General features: G+C 54.9%; 1 protein-coding gene (running past one end of the window). It reads left to right on the forward strand.

Annotated features, from left to right (window positions below):
* Positions 1 to 25,034 carry the 5' portion of an Ig-like domain-containing protein gene (locus tag RNAN_RS12210; RefSeq protein WP_008222201.1) on the forward strand. The gene runs 12,331 nt beyond the window's last position, so 25,034 of the gene's 37,365 nt are visible here — the first part of the coding sequence; the start codon lies at positions 1 to 3; the stop codon falls past the right edge of the window.

Here is a 25,034-nt window from a genome sequence, read left to right on the forward strand (position 1 = left end):
ATGGATATTCGCGCAGACAGGCCATTGTCTGATGATGCTGACTGGCAATTTACTTTTTCGGTAACTGATTGTCCGGCTATTGCAGAAGTGCAACTGGTTACCCAACCCACAGTGACGTTACAGCCAGTGCATGAAGATGTTGCCGGACTGCGTTGTGCTTACCGCTTTAGCTGGCCGAATGCAAATAACCAGCCCACGGTAAATGTGATATGGAAAGATGGCACTTCACAACACTACAGTGAACAATTCAGCGCTGAAACCAATAGCCCCCGCCTGCAGATCGTGCAGGTAGCAATAGAAAACGAAGCCTCGCAGCAACTGGTTGTCCGGTTAACGGCAGAAGATGATAGTGACATCGCTTATGTTGCCGTAGACGTTGCCGGTATTACCGCGTCGTCGCTACGCCAGGCCGGCGGTGTACTTGGGGTGGCGAAAAGCAGCGCTTTTGCCTCCAGCCAGGGTGTACAACGTTTATACCCTCAGGCCAACCAACAGCAGGAATTTGAGATCCGCCTGCCGTTGTCTGCCAGCCTCAGCGCAGAACAAATCGCCCGTGATGGTTTAGTGCTAATAGATGCCTATGCGATGGACGCCTTCGGCAACAGAGCCGCTGTGTCTTCAATTGAATATACCGGTGATCAGGTAAGCGAAACGCCACTGAGCTGGCGTATTTTCCCCGAGCAGCTAGTGATTAATGATGTGCTGCAATCAATGACGTTGCTGCCATACATTAACTATGAGTTTCGTGGTGAAACGCTGACAGGTGGTGCCGGTGTAGGTGTCAGTTACAGCTCGTCACTGCCGGACAAAGTGAAGGTAACTGCTGACGGTGTGGTCTATGTCAGCTCCGATGTCGGCAACGTCCAGGCAGATATCACCGTACAATATTACGGCCTGCCGGCACTGACTGTGCCGGTAACGGTCGATCTGACCAAGCGGCTGTTAGGTCTGAAGTTTGATACCGGCAGTGAGGGCGTTGCCCTGGCCAGTTTGAATAAGGCCTACACTTTACCACCCCTACTGGCATTGTTTGATGATGGCACTACGGCGGCGTTGGGTGATCGGTACCCGGTAACATTGTCGCTGCCGCAAACAGCGCAGGGGTTACTGAAACTGCATGCTGACAGCCTGACTGCGCTACAACCGGTCAGTAGCGGTGCGCCTTTTGTGCTCAGCGCTGAGCTGGCGGCTAACCCGCAAATTCGTGGTGAAGTTGCCGTTTCTGCCCGTGATGCCATACCGCAATTGCAGCTTAAGGTGCCTGCCAAGGTTGAAGTGGATAGCCGCTTGGTACCTGAGATAACGGCAGTGGATGATGTTGCCATACACAAAGTGGAAGTGTTTTTAAATGATCTGTCAATTGCGCAGCTGTATCAAGCTCCGTATCAGGTAACGATACCGGTATCGCAAGACATGCTGGGGCAAAGCCTTAAGTTCTCTGCTATCGCTACCGACAGTGCCGGCCAGCGCTCAGTGATGGCGCGGGCAGAGACGCAGGTAGTGCTGCCGGAAACTACGCCAATACCAAGCTATGAGTTTGAGTTCCCAACCGAGAATCAACGGTTGGTAGAGCAGTCGCCGATGCGTTATCAGCTGGCGATACCACTGGGGCCCATCCGCACTGCAGACGTTAACACCGGCATAGTCCGGGTTGAGTATTTTATGGATGGCAATAAAGTGGGTGAAGCGGCCCGGCCAACCTTTGTTATTCGCGAGGTGGTAACAGGTCCGGGCAAAACCGCAGACCACATGTTCCAGTTATGGCAATTGGACGATCAGGTACCGTTGTCGTCGTTACAGCTGACTTCCAGGGCGGTATTTGCCCGTATTCATATGAGTAACAACCAGGGCGACAGTGCAGCACGGTTGATCCGCATTCAGCAAAATCAGCCACCGACACTAGTGTTGCAAACGCCACAGCAAGACCAGGACGTAGTGGCAGGTCAGCCGGTGAACGTCGTGCTAACCGTCAGTGATGATACCCTGTTGGCGGGTACGCAGATCAGTGCCCGTTTTAATAATCGCGAGGTTTTTACCAAGCGCATTCAGGACCCCTCTGCAATTGAACAGTCAGCTACCAGCATAGCGGCACAGCAAGTCAGTTTTGCACTGAACATCCCACTTGAGTTATTGGGCTCGGTACAGCCGCTGCAGCTGATCGCAACAGATTTTCATGGCCGGGAGACACAGACAGAGCCAGTGCGGTTAAAAATTAAAACGGACCAACCGCCCACTGCGGCCATCACCCAGCCGGTGGCGGGTAGTAGCTGGGTGGCCGGCTTGCCGATTGAAATTATGGCCGCGGCAGCAGATGACATCGCAGTAAAATCGGTGGAATTCTATGTTAATGGTCAAAAGCAAGGCACGGCAGTGGTACCGCCCTATCGTTATGTCTACCAGAGCCCGCAATTACAAGGCAGTGCACAACCTCTACGTTTACATGTGGTTGCTACAGACAGCGCCGGTCAGCGGGCTCAAAGCCAAACGGTTGACATTACGCTGAGCCAGGATGAGCAGCCACCCGTCACGCAGTTTGTCTCTCCGGCGGTGAACCGGCGTCAGGGTGAAGTGGCGGTGTCTGAAGTTATTGAAGGTAAGCAGATTGCGCTAAAGGTATCAGGTTATGACAATGTCGGCGCCGTGGGCTATCAGCTCAATGGCTTACGCAAACAGGGCAACCGCTTTGTGTTGACCGGCAATATCGCCGATGTGGTATCGGCTCAGGATGTGGCGTTGCAGCAAATCCCAGGTGGCAGCAATGCCTTTTCTGTGTTGCTGCTGACTGAAGTACCGGCTTATAGTCATCAGCAGCAAGGGCCGGATCACTATGACGTCCGCGTCAGAGTCTGGGATCAGCGTGGCAATGAAAGCCAGGATCTGCGCCGTATTGCAGTGATTGCGGATACCGCACCGGAAGTGACCGAATTAAGTAGCAGCCGTCAGCAACTGACGGCTGCTGAGCAATTGACGTTTTCAGTATTTGCCGTTGACGATATCGCAGTGTCTGCGCTGGCATTGAGGCTGTTAAGTGCTGATGGCACCGTGTTATGGCAGGCTGAGCAAAATGCTGACAGTGGTTTGGTAGCGGCTAATCGCAGCCTGGCGCAGTTCAGTGTCGACTTTAGTACGCTGGCGCTGGCAAATGTTCAGCAAACCCTGACGGTTGAAGCCACCGCAACTGACAGTGCCGGCCAGACATCTGCTGCGCGTACTATGCCGCTGACGCTCAATGCGGATAACGACGCGCCACTTAGCAGCATTAATAGTCCGGTGCCCGGCACGGTGTTAACAGCAGAACAGCCAATCAATATCCAATGGGCGGTCAAAGATCTCAGCCCGATCAGCAAAGCCTCGCTCAGCGTTAACGGTGTAGTACAGAAAACCCTGACCGGCCAGGCTAACAATTTTACCGAGACCACCAACTATAGCGTGGGCAAGGTGGAGCAGCTAACACTGACGCTGCATGCTGAAGATAAATTTGGCAACCGCAGTGAGCGGCAGTGGCAATACGCTGTAATGGCCGCCAGCGCGCCTGAAGTGAGTATTCTGGCGCCGGCATCTGGCACAGCGCTGATGGAGGGGGAAGCCTTTGCTGTTAGCGTCAGCGCCGCTGACCAGGGCTATGTAAAACAACTGACCGTGCAACTGTTGGCTGATCAGCAGCCGTTGCTGACAAAAACGTTGCACAATACGCCTAACCCGTCTGATGCCGGCAAAAAAATTAGCCGTTTTGATATGGACCTGCGTTTGCCGCATGTACCAGATGGTACAGCTTTAACGCTAAAAGCAACGGCAACCAATAACTTTGGCGTCAGCAGCAGTGATATTGCTGAGCTAACGGCGTTAAACGATACCACTGCACCGGATATCGTACTGCAGGCACCGACAGAGGCGCAGGTTTTACTGCAGGGTGAGACATTCAGCGTTCAGGCGACAGCCAGCGATGATGTCTATGTGCGTGACGTCCGCCCGGTACTGGTAGATGCCGATGGCCAATATACAGCTATCGCCTGGCGTGGGCTGAGTCAGAAACGCAGCGTGCGCAAGGTTACTGTGCCTAATCCGGTTACTATCGGCACTACCATAGTGCGCGAGATAGCGGTGCTGGAAGTAAAAGGTGAGCTGGAGATCCCGCCAGCGTTGTGGGGAGCTGAAGACCGCCAATATCGCTTTATGCTGATTGCCGATGATGAGGGAATCAACAGCACGGAATCAGCGGCTATTGATGTCAGTTTACTGGCCGACCGCCAGGCACCGCAAATTCAGCTGCAGTCGCCGTTGGGTAATCAGGTAGAGCAGCAAAAGGTAGAAATTAAGGTAGATATCAGCGACAACCTGGCGGTGGCCGGTTACCGCATTTACTGGCCGGGGCAGCCAGAGCAGCCACTGGCTGCGGCTGACGGTTTGAGCCTGCCGACGGTTAGTGTGCGGCCGGAAAATAACGAATCTGCGCTAATGCTTGATCTGGCCGACTTTGCGCCAATTCCGCAACAAGGCAAAGCTATCCGGCTGGAAATAGAAGCCTGGGATATTAACAACAACCGCAGCAGCAAAACGCTGAGCTTTACCATTGTGCCGGATCAACCTGCCCGCATCAGCCTGCAACGTGCAGTGCCGGTGCAGCCCGTGCGCGGTGGCTACAGCTATTATCAGTTATTACTCGAAGACGATTATGCCAGCGACCAGCAGCCGGTGTTCGGTGCAGCATTACTGACCTCGTTGTCAGGTATTGGCCAGCAGCGTAGTGTCACAGCCGACAAGGTGCAGCAAAATAATCAAGCGAACCTGAGTTTTAATGTTAGTTACCCGGAAGCAGACAACAACTGGCAGTTGCTGAGCAACGACAAGCGGTTGCTCAGTGCCGATGCACAGCGACTAAACGCGCAACCGGCCGAACTGGCCAGTTTGACGCTGGGCAGTACCTTGCGGTTGCAACAGGCTGGCGACTGGCAATTTGTACTGCGTTGGCTTAACCGCAGCCAGTGTCCGGCTATGTGGCAGGAACACCGGGTCAGTGCTGCCACGGGTGTGCAACTACAACAAGTATTAAGCGCCGACACCGCTGAAGCAATACTAAGTATCGAGTCGCTGGCCGGTGTGCCCCACCCGCAGCTGCAAAAACTGCATTTGTCGCTGAACAATCAGCAGACGGTCGACAGTGTTGTCGATGGTGTCAGCCTGCAACCTGTAAGTCGCCGCCCTGTGCGGCTGGGCATAGAGCTGGCAGATAATCTGTCTGCCAGTGGCAGCGCTTTTATCGCTTTCAGTGCTTTGCACAAATTTAACGGCGAGCACAACAATACGGTGTATCAGGTTATTAATGAACTGGTGCCATTAACTGCTCTTGCACAGCACTTGCAGTTATTTGCCGTGGCGCTGGATCGCAATCTGGACAGCGTAACGTTACAAGCCCCATTACTGGATACCCCTCTGGCGGTGGACACTGAGGTGCCAGAGCTGCAAATCAGCCAGCCGGGGCTGGAATCTGTGGTTATTGCCGGGCAAAAATTAACGCTGCAGGCCTTAGTTGGCGACAATGCGCAGCACCTGGCAAGCTTAGAATTGCAAATAAACGACGAGCTGGTATCGCAACATGGCGTAGGGTTATTCAGTGAACGGCAACAGCAGAAAGTACAGTTGCCAGCCACGCTGGCCGCGGGCAGTGAGTTGTCATTACTGCTAACGGCCACTGACCGCATGGGGCATCAGAGTCAGCAGCAGCTGTTGCTGCCCGTGCTGGAGAATTTGCCACCCGAACTGGCGTTAAAACAGTTTAGTGCCCATCGTGACATTATTGACCGCGCCCGGCTGGAATATGCTGAATTTTGGGTGCGTTCCGGTGCCGACTTTAACATGACATTTCAGTTGCAGGATGATACCGGCCTGCAGCACTTCGTTATTGACCGTTTGCTGGCCGATGGCGGCCGGGTAAATGAGTTCAACCAGCACTTTGCTGTAAACTGTGACGCTGATCTGATCACCAGTGCAACCAGCAAGCCTAAGCTGCGCTTTAGTTTTAATCAAAGTCAGGAATATGAGGCTGTCGTTACCGACAATACCGGCCAGCAACGTAGCTTCCGTTTTATTGTGCATCCGCAAGCTAATGTGGCGCCGGGTATTAAAATAGTCAGCCCGGCTGAGCAGCAATATATTGCCGCTGGCAGCTTTAATTTGCTGGTGCGTATGCTGGCTACTGACGATCGCAGTTTAGCAAAACAGCCGGTAACTATTCTGGCCGATGGCGTGCCAATGCGTATTTTAAGTGCCAGCGAAGCGGTTTTCAGTCAGCTGCGCGACAGTGACAGAGTAGCGCTGGAACAGATTTATGATGATTACGAAGCACGCTATGGCACCGCCATCGCCGATGAATTCGCCAGCAGCAACAGCCCGCATATTCGTATTATTGAGGCGGTATTAGAGCTGCCTACCACAGTGATTAAGGCCAACCAGCAAGTCCGGCTTACGGCGCAAATTACCGATACCGAGCAGGCAACCGGCTCTGCTGAGCTGCACTTTATCGGTGCGGCGGATGACATTAAGCCGCAGGTCGCATTGTTGTCGCCTGGCGCTGGTGCTCTGTTAACGGAGGCCAGTACAGTTCAGTTTGACTTCCGTGCTTTTGATAACGTCAAAGTTGAACGCATAGAGCTGTATCAGAGCTATGGTATGCGCAATGTGTCGCAGTACCGTAAATTACCGTATTCCGACAGCCCGCAACGGGTAATTGACAATATTCCGGCGTTTGACTTTGAAGCCGTTACCACACTGAATATTGATACGCCGATTTATCAACAGCCGGTAACCATTCCGCGTCTGGCGCAGTTGTACGCCATGTTTGACGGGGCTGTCGTTAATGACGCAGACAAGTTTGATCTTTGGTTATCGTTGGTGGCAGTAGATGTGTCTGGCAACCGGTATCAGCTGGAACAGGCGTTCCAGCTTAAAATTGATGAGCGGCCGGTAGTTGATATTGTCAGCCCATTGCCGCAGGCTGCTGTGGTAGAACACAGCCGTATTGCCGTCAATGTGCATGCCTATGACGACGTTGGCATTGATTCAGTGCGCGCCACGCTGCTGCGCGGTGATGAAGTAGTGAGCACGCGGCGCCTGACTGCGGCACCTTACAGCTATGTGTTCGAAGCCCCGGCATTATCTGACAATGCCGCGCTGAATCAGCTGAGTATTAAAGTGGAAGCGCTGGACAGCTATGGTGCGCGCTTTAACGATCCGGATAAGCATACGGCCACCGAAACCGTGAGTTTACGTTTGGTTGGTGACGAAGTACCGGTAGCTGAAATTGCCACGCCGCTAAGCGGCCAGCAGTATATCGAAGGCCAGAATGTGCTGGTGCAGGTTAATGCGGTAGACGATATCGGCATTGCCAGTGTCAGCCTGACCGTGAACGGTTTGGTCACCGGGCCATTAACGCTGAGTGATGTGCGCTGGCCGTACGAGTTTTTGGTGAAACTGCCTTATGGCCAGGCCGGACAAGATTTGCAGCTGATTGCCGAAGCGACTGAGCTGCGCTACCAGGGCACACCCAGAATAGTCCGCACGCCGGCAGTGACTGTTAGCGTAGCGCAGGATAGCCAGGCACCGGAGCTGATTGTCCGTCAGCCACAACAGGCGGCCATGGTATCTGAAAACGGCCAACTGCCATATTATCTGGAGGTGCTGGATAACGTCGAAGTTGGCGTAATCAAGCTGGCACTGCTGGTAGATAAAAACCGTGATAACCAGTTTAGTGCCGAAGAAGTGATCAGCCAGCAGTTTTTGCTGACAGCGCCCTACTCTGGCGCCATAGATGTCGGCAGTTTTGCCCAGTATGGTGTAACGGACGACAGCGTGCAGCAACTGGCTATGCACTTACAGGTGGAAGCCAGTGATGGCGCCGGCAATACGGTAACGGCTGCGGTAGACACGGTGCTGCGGCGCAACAGCCCGCCGGTAGTTGACAGTATTATACTGCTCGACAGCACTGGCGTGTCGCTGGGCAATACCACTGAACTGACGCAGGGCCGTCGCTTTGTCGTTAGCGTTAATGCCACCGACGCGGAAAAAGGCGTGGACAAGGTACGGTTGTACCGGGCGGTAAATCCGCAGACGGAGCAAGACTTCAGGCTGGTAGCAGAAGATGCCAGTGCCCCCTTTACCTTCGCACAGGACAGCCATCAGCTAAGTCCGGGTGATATTCTGTCTTATCGTGCCATCGCCACTGATATTGATGGCTACCAGTCGGCCTTGTCCGCCGAACGGCGTTTTACCGTAGTGGCCGACACGCCACCTCAGGCGCGAATTGTGCAGCCTGCCAGTGATAACAGCTATGTTATTCGCGGCCAGACGCTGGATGTGTTTATTGAAGTCACCGACGATTTGGGTCTGGAAGGTATCGACCGGGTGCAGTTGCTGCTAAATGACCGGCCTTATGTCACTCTGACCCAGAGCTATCAGGGTGGGGACGGCCAAACCGGTATTAACAACCTGTTTTACGCCTCAGTGGCGCCACCAACAGATGCCGCCGGTATAGTGTTGCAAGCCGTTGCTTACGATAAGTTAAATCAGGCCGGCTATTCTTTACCGGTACACATCGGTGTGGTCGAAGACACCGTGGCACCGAAAATTGTCAATATCAGTCCGGTAAGCGGCGACATTATGCCGGCCGGCGAAACTGTCGTTAGTATGGTGACTGTGCAGGATATTGGCTCGGTTACCGAGCGTCGGGTGACTCAGGTCTGGACCCGTGAATATCAGGACAATGCCGGTAACTGGATTAAGCTGGCGCAAAATGAACGCGAGCTAAGCTACGATGATCAGGGCGGTAGCCAACTGGGGCTGGCACCGAGCGATCCGGCGCGCCATACCTATGTATACTGGAGCAGCTTCGCCGATGGTAATATTGTTAGCCGCCAGCAAAAGCCCAATGAGCGGGTGCGGGTTGATACACTCGTCAGTGCTGGCGCCCATACGGCTACGTATCAGGCCGTGTATGAGGTATCACTGGCACAGCGTGAAGCCCGGTTCTGGCAGCCAACGTTAAAAGCGCCAGGTTCGTTGGAAGCGATGCCAAAAGATGCTGCCCGGCAGGTGTATTACAGCAAGCTGGCACAGTTTGCCAGCGGCGCCCAACAGCAAAGTCTGGTGGCCGCCTGGTCGGTGCATGCACCCTATAGTCAGGATCCGCAGCTGGCACCGTTAACTAAGGAGCAACAGAATTATAAACCGCAAACCGGCTTGTTCCTTGCCGATTATTACGAGCTGGAGCAACCTGCCGAGCAAGGCTTACGCTGGTTACACTCGCCACTGATTAATGGCAGTGCAGAAATTTTTGCCGGTACTATTACCGGGCTCTCTGCAGCCGACGGCATAGTGGTAGCGGCTAAAGCGGCCGATACCTGCGTCACCTGCCGCGACGAAGTAGACTTCTCCAAACAATTACAGCGCGATATGGCAGATTTCCCTGATACCGGCGCGCTGTATCAGGATAAAGCCGCCCAGTTGTTACTGTTCCATAAGCGCAACGAAGATGAACAGTTTGGCTTACCCTATGTGTTAACCGGTCAGGTCGATTTACCCTACAGCGATACTTACAATGTCACTACCGCCGGCCAGTTAGCGCTGATTGCCAATGGCGCTGGTGGTGTGCAGGTGGTGAATATTGCCGACTTACAGGCACCCTACCATGTCGGTTTTATCAAGCCTGATGGTTTTGTGCGGGATGTGCAGGTAAAAGGCCGCTATGCCTTTATTGCCGCCTCTTATCAGGGCCTGGTGGTAGCTGATCTGGCCAGCCCCGGTTTACAAATTGTCGCAACGCTGGATACCGCCGGCATTGCCAATCAAATGACCATTGTCGGCAATACCCTGTACCTGACCGATATGGCAGCCTGGCAGGGCAATGGTGCCTTGCATGTGATTAATATTGCCGACCCGCTGCAACTGCGGCTACAAAAAACCCTTGAGCTGCGCGCCGCGCGTAGTGATTACAGCAATGGTGGTGCCGGCAGTGTTGAAGTGATTGGCAACAAAGCCTATGTCACCACCTTTTATCGCGACCAGGAAGGTGTTGCGGTCGAAGGTCTGGCCGAAATTATTGATTTGGCGGTGCTAAATCCGGCATTGACGGACAACAGCATTCCGGTACTGACGCACCGGCCGGCTACTGCTGATGACTTTGTTGCCACCGATGTGCAGTTTGCACTGGGCCGGATGCAACTGGCCGCCGGCCGCCAGGGTATTATTGATGTCGACTTCCCTGAGCTAACGGTTACCGGCCACACGCCGGCACGGGATGCGCAGCAGGTTGATACTGAGCAGCTTAGCATCCGGTTGGAGTTTTCTGCGCCTTTGGCAGAGGGGCAGCAGTTAGCTGAACTGGTACGCTTTAGTCAGGGCCATCCTGACATTGGCCAGCAACTGGCAGAGTGGTTTGCCTGGCGTTTTGCGTTAAACCCGGATGGCAGTGAAAACAAACGCATTATTATTGGCGAGCTGGCGGTCGGTAAAACGCTGCAAAGCAGTGCCGATTATTATGTCACTGTTGTCGCCGGTACCAGGCCGTTAACCGGCTATCCTCTACAGAACGATTATCAGTTCCGCTTTATGACACAACATGCTGAGGCAGGTTTAACGCCTCAGTTTCTGGCAGTGACACCGGGCCAGGGCGATATTGGCGGTGGCACCGAGATTGAAATTCAGGGCCGTAACTTCTCGGCCGATATGCAGTTGGAACTGGGCGGCCAGCCACTGCGGATTACCCGTTTTGTCGCAGCGGCGACACAGCAAGACCCTGACATCATTACTGCAGTAACGGTACCGAATTACCCGGGCCCGGCGGCGCTGGTGCTGAAAAAGCCACACAGTGCAGAGCTGGTAGTACCCGGCGCCTTTATTTATGTTGATATGCTGAAACTGACGCATGTCACGCCGCCTTTTGTCAGCGCGTCGCAGCGCGGAGAAAATGATGTGGTTGAGCTGGCCGGTTACGGTTTCAGCCCCACAGTGGTGTTAACTGCCAAACGCAATGACGGCCTGGGGCAAACTATAACGCAGCGGGTTGATAACGATCGTCTGCGGCTGTACAGCGCCCAGCGCATGCAGCTGCGAGTGCCGGACTTCGGCCAGCAGTTCCGTGGTTTTGTGGATTTACAGCTGACCGACGAGCGCGGCCGCAGCTCGGTACTACCCAAGGCGCTGTTCTACGGCGGCTTATCGGTTAACCGCCTGCTGGAAACCCGCAGCCCGCTGACGATGGAGCAAATTCAGGATTATAACAGCGGTAAAAGAACCAATTATATTGACCCGTTGTTGCTGCCGCCGGGGCGCATCGCCGCACTGGCCAGTGACGCCAGCCTGGGCTTAGCCTATGTGCTGGGCAATGGTGTTAACGCTGGGATGGTAGATGGTCCGGAAGACGTTACCGAAGCCAGCTATGTCAACCGTTACTATGCGCCGGGCTGGTTGGCACTGGTGCATTATCGCCCCGACGCGCTGCAGGACGCAGCACCGATGCACGGCCTGGGCTACTACAATTTCCCGCAAAGCCTGACAGTACAGACACTGGCACTGGGGGCTGAGCATGTTTATGTCAGCGCTAAGGGTGCTACTTTCCCGTTTATTGATTACCCGTACGAGAGCGATGTTTATTTGCTGGTACTGGACCGTGTTAACCAGTTACCGGATGGTGATAGCGAAGACAACCGTGCCGTGGTTAACAGCATCAGGCTGCCATTAGAGAAAGCGCCTAAACAGCTGCTGGTAAAAGACAACCTGCTATTGGCGGTAACCGATAACAGCGTACTGGTCATCAATATCAGCGCGCCGGCGCAACCCTTTATCAGTGCGGTAATCGACAAAATTGCGCTGGACGGCACCCTGTATACGCCACAGATCCGTCAAGCCAGCATCGCCGGCCACAGCCTGGCGCTTAGCGGCAGCTTTAATCTGGGTATGGCCTCACGTACGGGAACAGCGCTGCTGGATCTAAGCCGGCCTGAACTGCCGGTGCTGGGCTTTTCGGCATTAACACCGCAGGTTGCCAGCCGCTGGTTGTCAGAGCACTATCTGGATGGCAGCGACCAGCTTAGTAGCTGGAAGCCAAGCGCGGCAAGCAGCTGGCGCCTGGATAAATCCTATCAGGCGTTTGGCTTTAACCTGCCGGGCAAAGCCATGCAACTGGCCGCCGGTGAAACCACCGCACTGCAGTTTATTAATACGCAAAAAGGCGTTAAACCGGACAATGGCTATCTGGCACTGTTTGATTTAACCGAACCACAGCGCTTGCCGTTGCAGGATGTGATGACGTTATGTGAAACAGGCTGTAACTGGCATACCGCGCTGCTGACACAGGATGCGGTGGCCATTGCCAGCTATTTTGTAGAGCCCGACAGTGCTGCAGGTGGCACCAAACTGGCGCTGATTGACACCTATCTGCTGGATCTGGTGCACAGCTATCCTCAGCCGGATGCAGCAGCAGTGCCGTTGGATGCGGCTATTCGGCTGCAGTTTAACCGGCCACTGCCGTTTACCAACGAGGCGGATGCGCAGACATTCCTGAACCAGTATGCCCGGCTGTACTGGCAGGACGGTACTGCGCAAGGCCAGCTAACGGCGGTGCAATACCAGTGGTCGGCACAGCAGCCAGCCCATGTCAGCGTGACCCCGCAACAGCCGTTACAGCCGCAGCAGCAATACCGGTTGCAGTTATCACAACAGCCACTGAGCCGGCGCTCGGCAGGCTTGATGGACTATCAGCTGAACTTTACCACCGCGCTGGACAGTGGTAATGAGCCACAGATCCTGTCTATTGTGCCGCACCGCGTAAGTACCGAAGGTGGTGAAGTTGTCGTTACGTTGCTTGAAGCTGCACAACAGCCGTTATTTAGTATCGCCGGTCGTGCCGGCCGGGTAGTGTCGCAGCAGGGCAACAGTTACCGGGTAGCGGTGCCAGCCGGTAAAGCCGGCGCAGCCGCCATGCAGCTGCGCGACCAGCGTGGTTTTATCACGCAAAAATTAGCTGCAGTACAATATGTGGAGCCATTGCGGCTAACTGCCGTGACGCCAGCTGTCGGCGGCGTTGGTGGTGGCACTAAAGTGGTGCTCAGTGGTAAAGGTTTTGAGCCAGGTACTGAACAACTGCAACTATGGTTTGGCGAGGTCGAAGTGCCTGCCGCCAGCATTAAAGTGCTGGATACCGAACGGCTTGAAGTGATCACACCGGCCGGCTCACTGGGTAAGGTTGATGTGACAGTGCGCTACCGTGATGGCCGCGAACAACGGCTGGAAAAGGCCTTTGAGTACCGGATGTTGGGTGCTTATCAGCTGGATGGCAAAGGCGCTATTTATGATCAATATCTTGATCCCAGCGCCAGCTACCTGTTTGCAGCGGCCGGCACGCGTGGCGTATTGCTGTACAACCTGCAGCAGGCACAGCAGGGCGAGCCGGCACTGGTAACTGAGCTGGCATTGCCTGATGGCCTGGCCGCTTTGGGTATTGATGGTTATTTTGAACGTGGTTACGATCGGATTTTTATCAGCGCTGCCCGTTTCGATGCTGACGGCCAGCCTGAGGCTGGCTCGGCACAGTTACTGGTTTACGCCATTGACAGCGATGATATAACCCGGCTTACGCTGGTAAAAACACTGCCGCTTGGAGCCCGCTTTGCGAAGGGCCTGCTGGCAGAAAACTATGCCGTAACACTGGCCAATGCAGAGGCAGGCCTGGCCCTGGCCGACGCCTATTTACACAACAAGTTATATATTGCCCAGCAGGCCGCTTTGCCATCGCAGCACAATGCCTTAGATGTGGCGGCAATGTGGCAGGCAGAGCAGCGCTACACACTGGTTGCTGCCGGTGACTATGATTTTAATGCCAGAACATTACGCAGCAGTGCCAGCAGCAGTGGCGGCGTGTATTTATTTGCCCATCATGCCGAACGCGGTTTACAGCTGGTATCCAGTGTCAATCTGCCTGGCAGCCGGGTGGTAGTACAGGGCCAATTGGCGGTAGTCGCCGCTGGTGACGCCGGTGCGCTGATTATTGACTATGCCAACCCGCGTGAGCCGGTAGTACTGGCCAGACTGGCGGAGCACGGCCATGTATACGATGTGGCGTTAAATGGCAGCCTGTTATATCTGGCATTGGGTGAAAGCGGTGTTAAAGCCTTTGATATCAGCAATGCGAAGGCGCCCAAAGTGCTGCCCGGGCTTGTTAGCGAAGGTACCGATATCCGCCTGCTGACGGCCGGCTCATACAGTGTGTTGGCGGCTGGCAGCTGGGCGCAGGGCAGTCATCACCGTATTCTGAGTTTTAACGATGTGGCGTTAACAGTGATTGGGGTAAGCCCGCTATCACGTCTGCTAGGGGCGGACGATATTATCCGGTTGCGGTTTAACAAAGCCATTGATTTATGGCCGGATAACCTGAACAAGTTTGTTGTTACCGATGAGCAGGGCCAGCGCATTGCGGCGCAGACGACCATCGTTAACAACGATGCCGAAATCCGCTTGAACGCGAATAATCTACAATCTGGCCAGTTACTGAATCTGACGGCACAAGCCGGCGTCAAATCGGTTAAGCCATTAGGCGGCGACCGTTATATAACGCTGTACGAGATGCATAACCGCCAGCAATTCCAGTTCCGTTACGCTGGTGTTCAGCTTGAATCTTTAGTGTTGCAGGACGTGTTGCCGCGCCGCGCTCAGGTTGGCGTTGCTACCGAGATGACGCTAACGGTCGTTGGTTGGCCACAACGGCATGATACGCCACAGATCCGTGTTGGTGGTGTAGTCGCAGAACAGGTCAGCGTGCAGCGCAGTGAGCAAAATGAGCGTCTGGCACTGCTGCATTTCACCTTGCCGGCACTGCAGCAACCCGGGCTGTACGATCTGGATATCAGTGTACCGGTGCAAGGTGTAGTATTTAGCGGCCGCATGCAGGGTGCTGTCGTAGTAGATGCCGCCCTGACAGCAACCGGAGTATTACCGCTATGGACTGATGTCAGCGGCGGTGACTGGATCGACTTATATGGCAGCGGCTTCGATCCGGGTAACAGCGTGCAACAGGGCACCAGTGTTACTGTGGGTGCCGTTAAAGCGTCAGGGGTGCAGGTATTATCGTCAAACTGGCTGCGCTTTGTTGCGCCGCGTAATCCGTCCGGGCGTCACCGTATTATTGTCACCAACCGCACCGCCGAGCAACGTGTTGCCGACGAATCCCTGACCTTGGGTTACGGCATGGCGCAGCTGTCTGCTGTAGCGATGGCAAACACGTCGCCGCAAAAAGTACTGCTGGATGCCACACGCGGCCTGGCATTTGCCGACGGCGGTTACTTTGCGCAGGGTTACAGCAACGAAAAATTTAATGGCTATACGCTGCCAGACAAAGTGCTGGCGATGAGTGTGGATATTAATAACCGCTACCAGCCGTTGCTGGTAGGCGGTGTGCCCTCTATTAACTTCACTAAGGCCGAGCAGGAGCAGTTCGCCAAAGATTTGCTGAAGATGGCGCTGTTGCGTAAACAACTGCTGGGCGATCCGTTAACGGAACAGGAAGAGGCCATGCTGGCCGAAGGCATCACGCCCCGCGCCTACAGTTTCGATGCGTTAAGCTTGCAGCAGTACCCACAGCCGCTGGCAGAGGCCGACGAGCGGCGCAACTCGGTATTAGTGGCAACCGGTAACGGTGGGGTGTATCAGCTGGGTACTGATGAAGCGAATGGCATGCCGATCCTGATGCGTGAGTTACTGCCTATGCGCGGTGGCGAGCCGTTAACCTCTGCCATAGCCGGGCGCGATTACGCGGTTTTTGCTGCTGGCTTAACACCAGGCAGCGCCAATACAAAAATTCCCGAGTGCGGCAATGTTACCGTACCGGCTGAGCGTGCCGGCTTATCGATGCTCAGTATGCTCGACAGTGCTGATCCGGTGTTGTTGGACAATAAACTGGCCATTCCTGGCTCACACAGTTTATATCTGGCCGATGACGGCTGGTTATACGCCGGTGGTTTATATCAGGCACTGCAGTGGCAACCGGCCAACGGTTGTGAACTGCTGGACTTCAATACCATAGCGCCTGGCAAAGACAATGCAGGTCAGTTGCATCAGGTAGTGGGTATTAACCTGTTCGACCCGTTGTTGCAGCGTTCTTTACTGCTGGACAGCAACGTCTATGACATGGTGCGGTTTGGCGATTACCTGCTGCTGGCCGCTGGTAGCAAAGGCGTGGCGCTGCTAAAACCAGAACGGCCGGAGCAGCTACGTTATCTGCAACTGACCAGCGCCGATCAGGCCCGGCCCGGCCGGGTGATTGGCCTGGAACTGCTGGGTTCCAGTTTACTGGTCGCCAATGATAGCGGTGGTGTGCTGCTATTTGACCTCAGCGATCTTGACCGGCCTCAGCTACTGTCGGCCGGTACTAAGCTAATGGTGAAAGACTTAGCGGTGTTTAAAGATCGCGTAGTGGTGGCTCAGGGGACGTCAGGCTTTAGTTTGCTTGACTTACCGGGCGCGCTGGTCACATCAGCCTCTGTCAAAGAGCAAGGCATACTGGGTAATAATGTGCCGTTGCAAATTCAGTTTAATGAACTGATGTCAGTTGAATCGTTGCAACAGGCGTTTAGCCTGCAGGATGTCACGACGGCAGAAACGGTAACCGTGCAACTGCTGGCGGACGATCTGCAAAATGGCGCCGCTTCCCGCTTTACGCTGCAATTTAGTGCACAAGATAATCATCAATATCGCTTGCTGCTCAACACCGGTAAAAATGCCCGTGGCGGCCAGTTGCTGGCGCCGTTTGGGCTGCAGTTCAGCTACCGTGATACGCCACAGCCAGTGCTTCACGCCAGCTACAACGGTGCGGTGCGCCGTGGTGTGCCTACCGAGATCAGTCTGCAGGGCGCTGCTATTCAAAGTGACGCTACGCTTTGGATAGGCAGTTATCAGGTGCCCTTTAGCTGGCATGATGACAGCCGTATTACGGTGTCCAGCGAGGCGCTGGATATGTTGGCTATGCCAGCAGGCAACTACCCGGTTAAATTGGAGCAAAACGGCTTAACGGCGACACTTTTTGGTGCCGTGATGTTGGCTGACAGCTATAACGAGGCCAAGGTTAAACTCAGTGCAGAATCCGGGCCATTAAACGGCGGCAACACGCTGACTATCAGTTTCGATAAAGCCGTAATGCTGCCAGGTACTAAGGTTATGCTGCAAAGCCGCTCTGGCAAGGTAGTGGAAACCGAGCAGGTAGACGACGGCTATTATCTGGTTAACCTTGAAGATGACGTGCTAACGCCAACCAGCTTTAGCTTCCGCTTGCCAATGAGCCTGCAACCTGAAGTCTATGATATTTATCTGCGCCATGGCTCTGAGCTGTTTAAAGCCGGCGAGTATTCGTATCAGATACAGCGTGGCCGCCTGATTGATTTGCCAAATTATCCGCCGATGACTATCGGTGCCATGGCCGTCAGGGACGAGCTGCTGTATGTCGGTGTCGGCCAGGGTGCTAACCCCAGCGCGGCTAACCCGTATTTAATGCCATATGGCTTTGAAGTGTATGATCTGAGCCTGGCGGAATTCCCGGTACGAATGGCACAGCTGCCGCTGAGCAGCAGTGTCACCGGTATGGTGTTAGCCGGCGAGCTGGCTGTGCTCAGTGCTGCTGAAGCGGGCGTATTGCTGATTGACATCGCTGATGCCAGCCAGCCGTATCTGATTAAAACTTTGCCACTAACCGGCTACCGCGCCAACGGTATAGCGCTCAATAGCGGCCAGCAGCTTATTGCCGTGGCGGCGGCCAGTGATTTAGGCGACGGCTTTATCCGTTTCCTCGATTTGCACTCGGCCGAACTGGCACCGAAAAGCGGTTTTGCCACTATCCACTTTAATAAGGGCGAACTGCAGGGCCGGCCATTGCAGTTGCAGTGGCTGAACGATGAGCTATACGTCGTATTTGAGCGTGACGGCCAGTTATATCTGGCGATATTTGACGGCTTTGGTGAGCAACTTAGCTACCGGGTGCAGCCAATCGATCGCGCCAGCTATGAAGGCGGTGCGGTGCAGCTGCTGGTGCAGCAGGATGGCATTAGCCTGAGTATGCAAGGTCGTTTGCTGCGGCTGAGCCGCGCCGAAGATGGCCGTTTTGTTACCAGTTATTGGGAAACACTGCCAACCGGTGGCAGCCTGATGCAACACAATGGCTTTAGCTTTATTGCTACTGAACATGGCTTCCAGCAACTGATCACACCGGGACTAAGACTGGTTGCCATGACGCCGCAAGCGGGTTCTGTCGTCGTGCCGCAGGATATACTGCGGCTGGATTTTGACAACTTTATTGTTACCAACGCAGCTGAACTGGCCAGCTGGGTCAGCATCACCGACAGCGCCGGTCAGCCATTAGCTGGCTATACGCTGGAGGGCATTAATACGCTAACCGGTGGCCAGCTGTTTATTACCCTGCCAGACAGTTGGCAGCCACAGGATATTGTGCTTAAGCTTGATGCCGCTTTGCAAAACCTGAATGGTCAAACCCTTGGCCGTCAGCTTAGCTATGGTTTCCAATACCGCCAGCAACTGCGGCCGCAGTTACACCAGGTACAGCGTCTGGATAACAGTGGCAAGCCGGTTGGCCGCTACTTCCATGCCGACGGCAGCGAGCGGGCAGTATTGCAGGGCCAGGGTTTTGGCAGTAACGCGGACGCCTTGCAAGTACGCATTGCCGGCCAGCTTGTCGCCGTTGATGCTATTACAGCTATTAATGATCAGCAAATCACGCTGCAGATGCCGAAGCTTTATCTGGCTGAACCTACAGCGCCGATAACAGTATCAGTAGCACGGGCAGATATCGTCAGTGAGTTGGTTGGTGCGGCGATAGTGATGCCTGCTGTCACGCTGCAGGATATTTCGCCGTTAACCGGCCCGCCACAAGGCGGCAATTGGGTATCGCTGCGCGGCTATGGCTTCACGCCGCATACACAAGTGACTGTCGGTGCGAACCCGGTCAATGCACTGCGGATCCGCTCAGATTACTTGCTGGAAGTGATGATGCCGGCCGGTCGTTTTGGTTATGCCGACATTCTGGTAAATAACCCGCAGTTCCCGGATGAATGGGCCGGCTTTAATCAGGCCTATTTTTACGCCGATGCCGAACTGGCCAGTGTCGATCTGGCTGACGATGCGGAAAACCCAATTGCGGCTATGCTGGTGCGCGATCAGCTGTTATACGCTGTCACCGGCGGTGATTACAAACTGCTCGATACCGATGGTAAGCTGATCCGCCAATTTAGTACCCAAAATAGTGAGTTGGTAGTGCTGGATTTAGCCGACCCGCTCAAGCCTGCAGTGATTGAGCGCGAGTTTGCCAATGCCCGTTACAGCTACCACTTCAAAACCAAGCTGGCACCGCAGGGCTTTGTGGCGATGGCGGCGTACGAGCAATTCCTGTTTATTGCCGGTGATCGCAAACTGTATCAGTTCGACATCAGCCAGGGCGCGATGCCGGTGCTGCTAAAGGAATACCAGCTGGCTTCGCCGGTGAAAGCACTGGAAGTCAGCAAGGGCGCGCTCTACGTTGCCACGACCGCCTCGGTCGATGTACTGACCTTTACTGACGCCGGAGAGTTAAGGCTCCTGACCCGGTTAAATAATGCTACCTTGGGTGGCTGGGTGTCGCGCCTGGTGCTGACCGACCAGCATCTGTGGCTGTTGCAGCCGTCGCAACGGCAGGTGCTGGCACTGGAGCTGGACAGCGGACGTTTTGACATCATAAAACGTATTGCACTGACCGACCGCTTTAACAAACGCCTGCCGGCAGCTGACATTATGCCTTTGGGCGATATCCTGCTGGTGTCTACCGCAGAGCAGGCCACCGTCGAAGTGTTTGATACCTTCTCTGGCCAGCATCTGACCGGCTTAAAGCTGGCCTATCTGCTGCGTAATGGCGAGCTGCATGCCGGCCGGTTATTACGACAGGGGCAGCAACTGTACGTGGCCGCCGGCCACGGTGATTTGCAGCAGTTTGATATTAGTGACTGGCTCAACGGCCGCTTTAACCGTGATATCGCACTGGGTAATTATTTTGCTGTCACCGGTGCGGTAAAAGACGTCGTAGCAAGGCCAGACACCTTGTTTGCTGGTGTGGCTTATCTGCGTGACAATAAAGGCCAGCCGCTGGAAAGCCCGCAGCAACGGCCGTCAACCGCCAGCCATATTGGTGGCGGTGTTTATTCGTTCCAGAACGACAGCTTGCAGGTGTTGGAGCATCAACCGGTTGGCAACGGCATTTTACATCAGCAGCAAAGCTTGCAGATCCAGTTTAACCGTCTGCTGGATAATCAGCAGTTGGCCGAACAACGTGACAGCCTGTTTGAAGTGACATTAAGTGGCGCCAAGGTCGCGGGCCATTGGCATAGCGACGTGCATCAACTGGGCAGCTTGCTGCGCTTTGAGCCGGCGCAGGGCTGGCAACATGAAAAAGAATATCAGGTCAGAGTGCGCGGTGTACTGCGTGATCTGAACGGTCGGACGCTGGGCGACGATTACCGTTTCCGCTTCCGCTATGATGATGCGCTTAAACCGGTAATTGACTATCTCGAACCGGCCATTGGCAGCTGGCGTGGCGGTATGCAGGTTAAACTGTATGGCCAGGGGCTGACGGCGGACACAGCGGTGGAAATTGGCGGCCAACAAGTCGCGCCGGCTGATATCACTGTCGTAAGCGGGCAACAATTGTTGCTGAAATTACCGGCCTTAGCAGAAAAACCGGCACAGAACCGCGTGGTGGGCGCCCGTGTTAGCACTGGCTTATTCAGTGCGGTACTGCCACTGGCCTTTACCTATGTGACCGACCCTCAAATTGAACGTGTTGGCCGCTTTAACAGCGGCACCGGGCAGGTTAACAGTGCCGATCAGCAATTTGTGCTGAACGAAAACGTTTTGCTGGGCATCGTGGGCCAGGGCTTTAGCCGGTATAGCCGGGTACTGATTAATGGCTTGCCGCAGGCTGATGTGCAGGTGAAATCTGATCAATTGCTGGTGCTGCCACTGCCGGCAGACACCTTAGGCACGCTGAATGTCAGCATCAACAACGAGTTTGATAAGCTGACGACTGCCAGCAATCAACAATTTAACGTGGTGATTGGTCAAAGCGACCAGCAGCAGGGAGTCAAGCTGATGGCGCGCTCCGGCCAATTACTGGCACTGGCCAGCGCCGATCAGGTGCAGTTGTTTGGCCTTGGCGCCGAGCGGCACTATATTGGCCAGATTGCGCTGCCACACAGTATCAGTGCGCTGGCGCTGGATCAGCACTGGTTGCTGGTACAAACCACAGATGGCAGCAGTAGCTTGTATGATTTACGTGACCCTTATCTGCCACAGCAGGTTAACCGCCTGCTGCACGATGGTATTAGCGGAGGTCAGTTACAGCTGGCCAGTGGCAACCTGTTGTGGAAGTTACCGGAGCAACTGCGGCTGGGTAATCTGTACGCACAGGATCTGCTGGTTATCGATGGTCACTATCTGGATGCAATATTAAGCGCCGATCAGCTGATCGTGTTACGTAGCGACAAGCTGCAGGTTTATCGGTTGTGGCAGTTAGAGCAACCGGTACAGGGACTGGCGTTGCCTACTTTGCAAAGCGGCCGCTTACAGCGTGATGGCAACCGCTTGTGGCTGGTCAGTGACCAGTTGCTGAAACTTTATGATCTGTCACCGCTGCCCGGGCAGGCGCCAGACGAAACCGGCAGCATGGCGCTACCGCCGGCGCTGCAGATGTTACAGCTAAGCGGTGAGCTGGCGCTGGCACGCAGCAATAACAGCTGGCAGTTATACGACATTGATTTGTCCGGCCAGCAGCTAAGCCTGCGGCCAGTGGCGGGCTTTGATTTTAGCCAAACGCTGCAGCAGATAAGTTTTAGCACTGATCTGGTGGAATGGCTGGATAGCCGTGGCTATGGTGCGGCTGCACTGCCGCTGGCTAATGCCTCGGCCTTTATGCCGCTGCAGGCTCAGCATAATTTGCAGACACTGCAGTTGCAGTTGTCACTGTGGCGTCAGGACTGGCGTAATGTCAGCCTGCAACTGAGCGATCAGCTGGCGCAACCGCTGCCTGGCTACACCGACTGGTTCGATCAAAGCCTGCTGTTTGAACCCTACAGCCCGGGCTATGTGCTGGGCAACCGCTATCAGGTGCAGTTACAGGGCCTGCCGCTATCGGCTGTGGCCGGTGCCGATGTCCGGTTCGACTTACCCTGGGCGTTCAGTACGCATGCCAGTTTTGCGCAAGGGCCGGCACAGGCACAACGGCTGATCCCGGCTAATACCATTGCCGGCCGGCAAACTACCTATACCGTGCAGGGCGTTAATCTGCATACCTTAGAGTCACTGCAGCTCGGACCGCTAACGGTGGACAGCAACAGTTGGCAGGTTAACGACAGCGGCACTGAGCTGCAGTTTACGGCAGCGCTGGCTCAAGCTGGCTTATTCAGCCTGCATCTGTATCAGGCCGAGGCGGAGAGCTTCCTGCCGGCAGCGGTGCTGGTGGCAGAGGCGCTGGCGGTGGACAGCGTTACGTCTGATAATGCGCGTGGTACGGCTTTACTGTCGGACAGTGGCGGTAATACTCTGACGGTACAAGGCACCGGTTTCAGCGGTGACTTAGCTGTGCACCTGCTGGCGCCGGCGCGGTTTGATCAGCCCGGCCGGTCAAACCAGCTGACGTACCGGATGGAAAACGGCCATTTACTGGTCAGCACGCCGGCAACCGAACCGGGGCTGACTTATCAGTTGCATATTATTAAAGCCAGCACTGGCGAAGCGGTAACGGCAGATATCAGCCTCACTGCTATCGATGATACGCCACCGCGCATCAGCCAATGGCAGGCGTTTGATTATAATAACGGCCTGACATTACATGGCTCTGAGCCACTGCGGGCGCAGCAGTTTAGCGTACAGCGGCAGATGCAGGACTACAGTGGTGCTGCGGCGGAGAATATCAGTGCCGACTTTGAGCTGGTCAGCCTGAATAACCGGGTAACACTGCGCTTAAAAGAAGGCCGTCAACTGCTGCACAACGCTGTTTATCAACTGACTATCAGCGGTATCAGCGATCTGGCAGATAACCTGGCTTTACCGCTGAACAGCAGCATAGCAACGCTGTTTAGTGCCGACGGTGCCGTGGCGCAAAGCTTTACCAGCCGTGATACGCTGGCACCGCGTCAGTTGCAACTGACCTTAGCCGATGGCCGTGCCGCCACACCGGCCGTGAGTTTAACCCGGGGCCGCAGCTACTCGTTTATTGCGCAGGCACTGGACAATATTTCTGCTAACAACCAGCTGAAGTACAGCTACCGTCTGTCGCGCGATGGTGGTGTGCAGTTTGGTGCTTATCAGCCATTCACGGCCGGCTTTAACGTGAAGATTGACAAAGATTTCAGTCAATTGGTGCTTAGAGTCAAAGTGGTCGATGTGGCAGCCAACGTGACCGAACAGGATTACAGCCTGGCCGTGGTTGACCCGGTAGTGAATATCGGTGCGGTACAAACCACGCCGGCACAGGTAGAAGAGCTGACTGCGGCGACGATCCGCCTGCCACTGAGCGGTGACACCGATCTGATAAGCGAGGTTAGCCTGCAGCTGAATGGCCGCTGGTACCGGGCACAATTACAGCCGGGCGCAACCGAAGCCAGCGCCTCGCTGTTGTATATGCATCCGCGACTGGCCGAGCTAAATGGTAACGACCAGATGCAATTGCTGACGCTGGTTAAGTTTGGTTATGGTGCCAGCAAACAACAAGCCGACAGTTATCAGCTGTATCTGGATGTGACACCGCCGGAAGTGGCGATCGTGTCGCCGAAACAGGGTGATCGCCTGCCAATCGGCGAACCTGCCGAAGTGTTGCTGAAAGTGTTTGACCGCTATGGTATTGAATCGGTTGAAATGGCGGTAAATGGCGGTGCTTTCCAGCGCCTGGCACAAAGTAACCGCTTTAGCTTTACGCCGACTTCAGAAGATGCGGTAACCTTGCAGGCCAGAGCACAGGATCCGAACGGCAATATGGCGGTGTCAGAGGCTGTAACGATCAGACCGTTTGATGCCAGTCGTGGCGAGCCTGAGCTGGCGATCCTCAGCCCGGACAATGGCAGTCAACTGCGCTCCGGCCAGCGTGTTACGCTGGAACTGATGCTGCGCAATTTGCAGCAGGCCAGCCTGTCATTGCAACTGGGTGCAGATCCACTGCATCCGGCCAATCCGCCGGCAATTCTGCTAAGCCGCACCGAGCAAGAACCTGAGCGCTTTATGCTTGAAGTAACTCTGCCACACACTGCAGAAGATGCGGTGGTATTGTTGTTGCTGCAAGATGGCGCACTAAGCGCCCGGCGTTTTATCAATTTAGTGCCGGACGATGGTGTGAATGAACAAGCGCAGCTGCAAGTATTGCCACAGCATAAAGTGCTTAGCGGTACCGGTTTACGTGTTGCTGGCCAAATCCCGGCCGAGATGGTTGATTACAGCAACCAGTCAGAGCTGATTATCAGCGACAATGGCAGCCTGCATAACTTACCACTGGCACCGCTGAGCGACATCGTGCCATTACAGCCGCATGATGCTGCTGTACCCGGCGGCGTGACGCTGCAAAGCGTGCTGCGGGATCTATCGGGCAATGAAAACCGCCAGCAAAGCACGTTAGATTTGGTAGCGTATCTGAGTGGTGAGGCAGAACTTGCTGCAAGCCAGCCGGCAGCGGATGAACAGCTAGTGCAGGTACTACCGGTTCGTTTTGCCGACCGTCTGGCGATGCTGTCACTGTATCAGCAAAATAACGGTGGCTACCGCCTGGCAGACGAGACAGGCCAATGGTGGCACAGCAATAACGGCGCCAGACTGGAGCAGGTGTTCGCCGGACGCAGTGCGCTGTTTATTCAGGATAATCTGCAAGGGCAGCGCCGTTTGCTGCAGCTGCCTTATCAGGCGAACGCGCAGGCCACTGAGCTGCCGTTATTCGGTGAACTGGTAGGCAGCACTGGCGCTCACGCTATAGTGCAATA

The sequence above is a fragment of the Rheinheimera nanhaiensis E407-8 genome, from assembly GCF_000296695.1.
Classification (GTDB): Bacteria; Pseudomonadota; Gammaproteobacteria; order Enterobacterales; family Alteromonadaceae; genus Alishewanella; species Alishewanella nanhaiensis.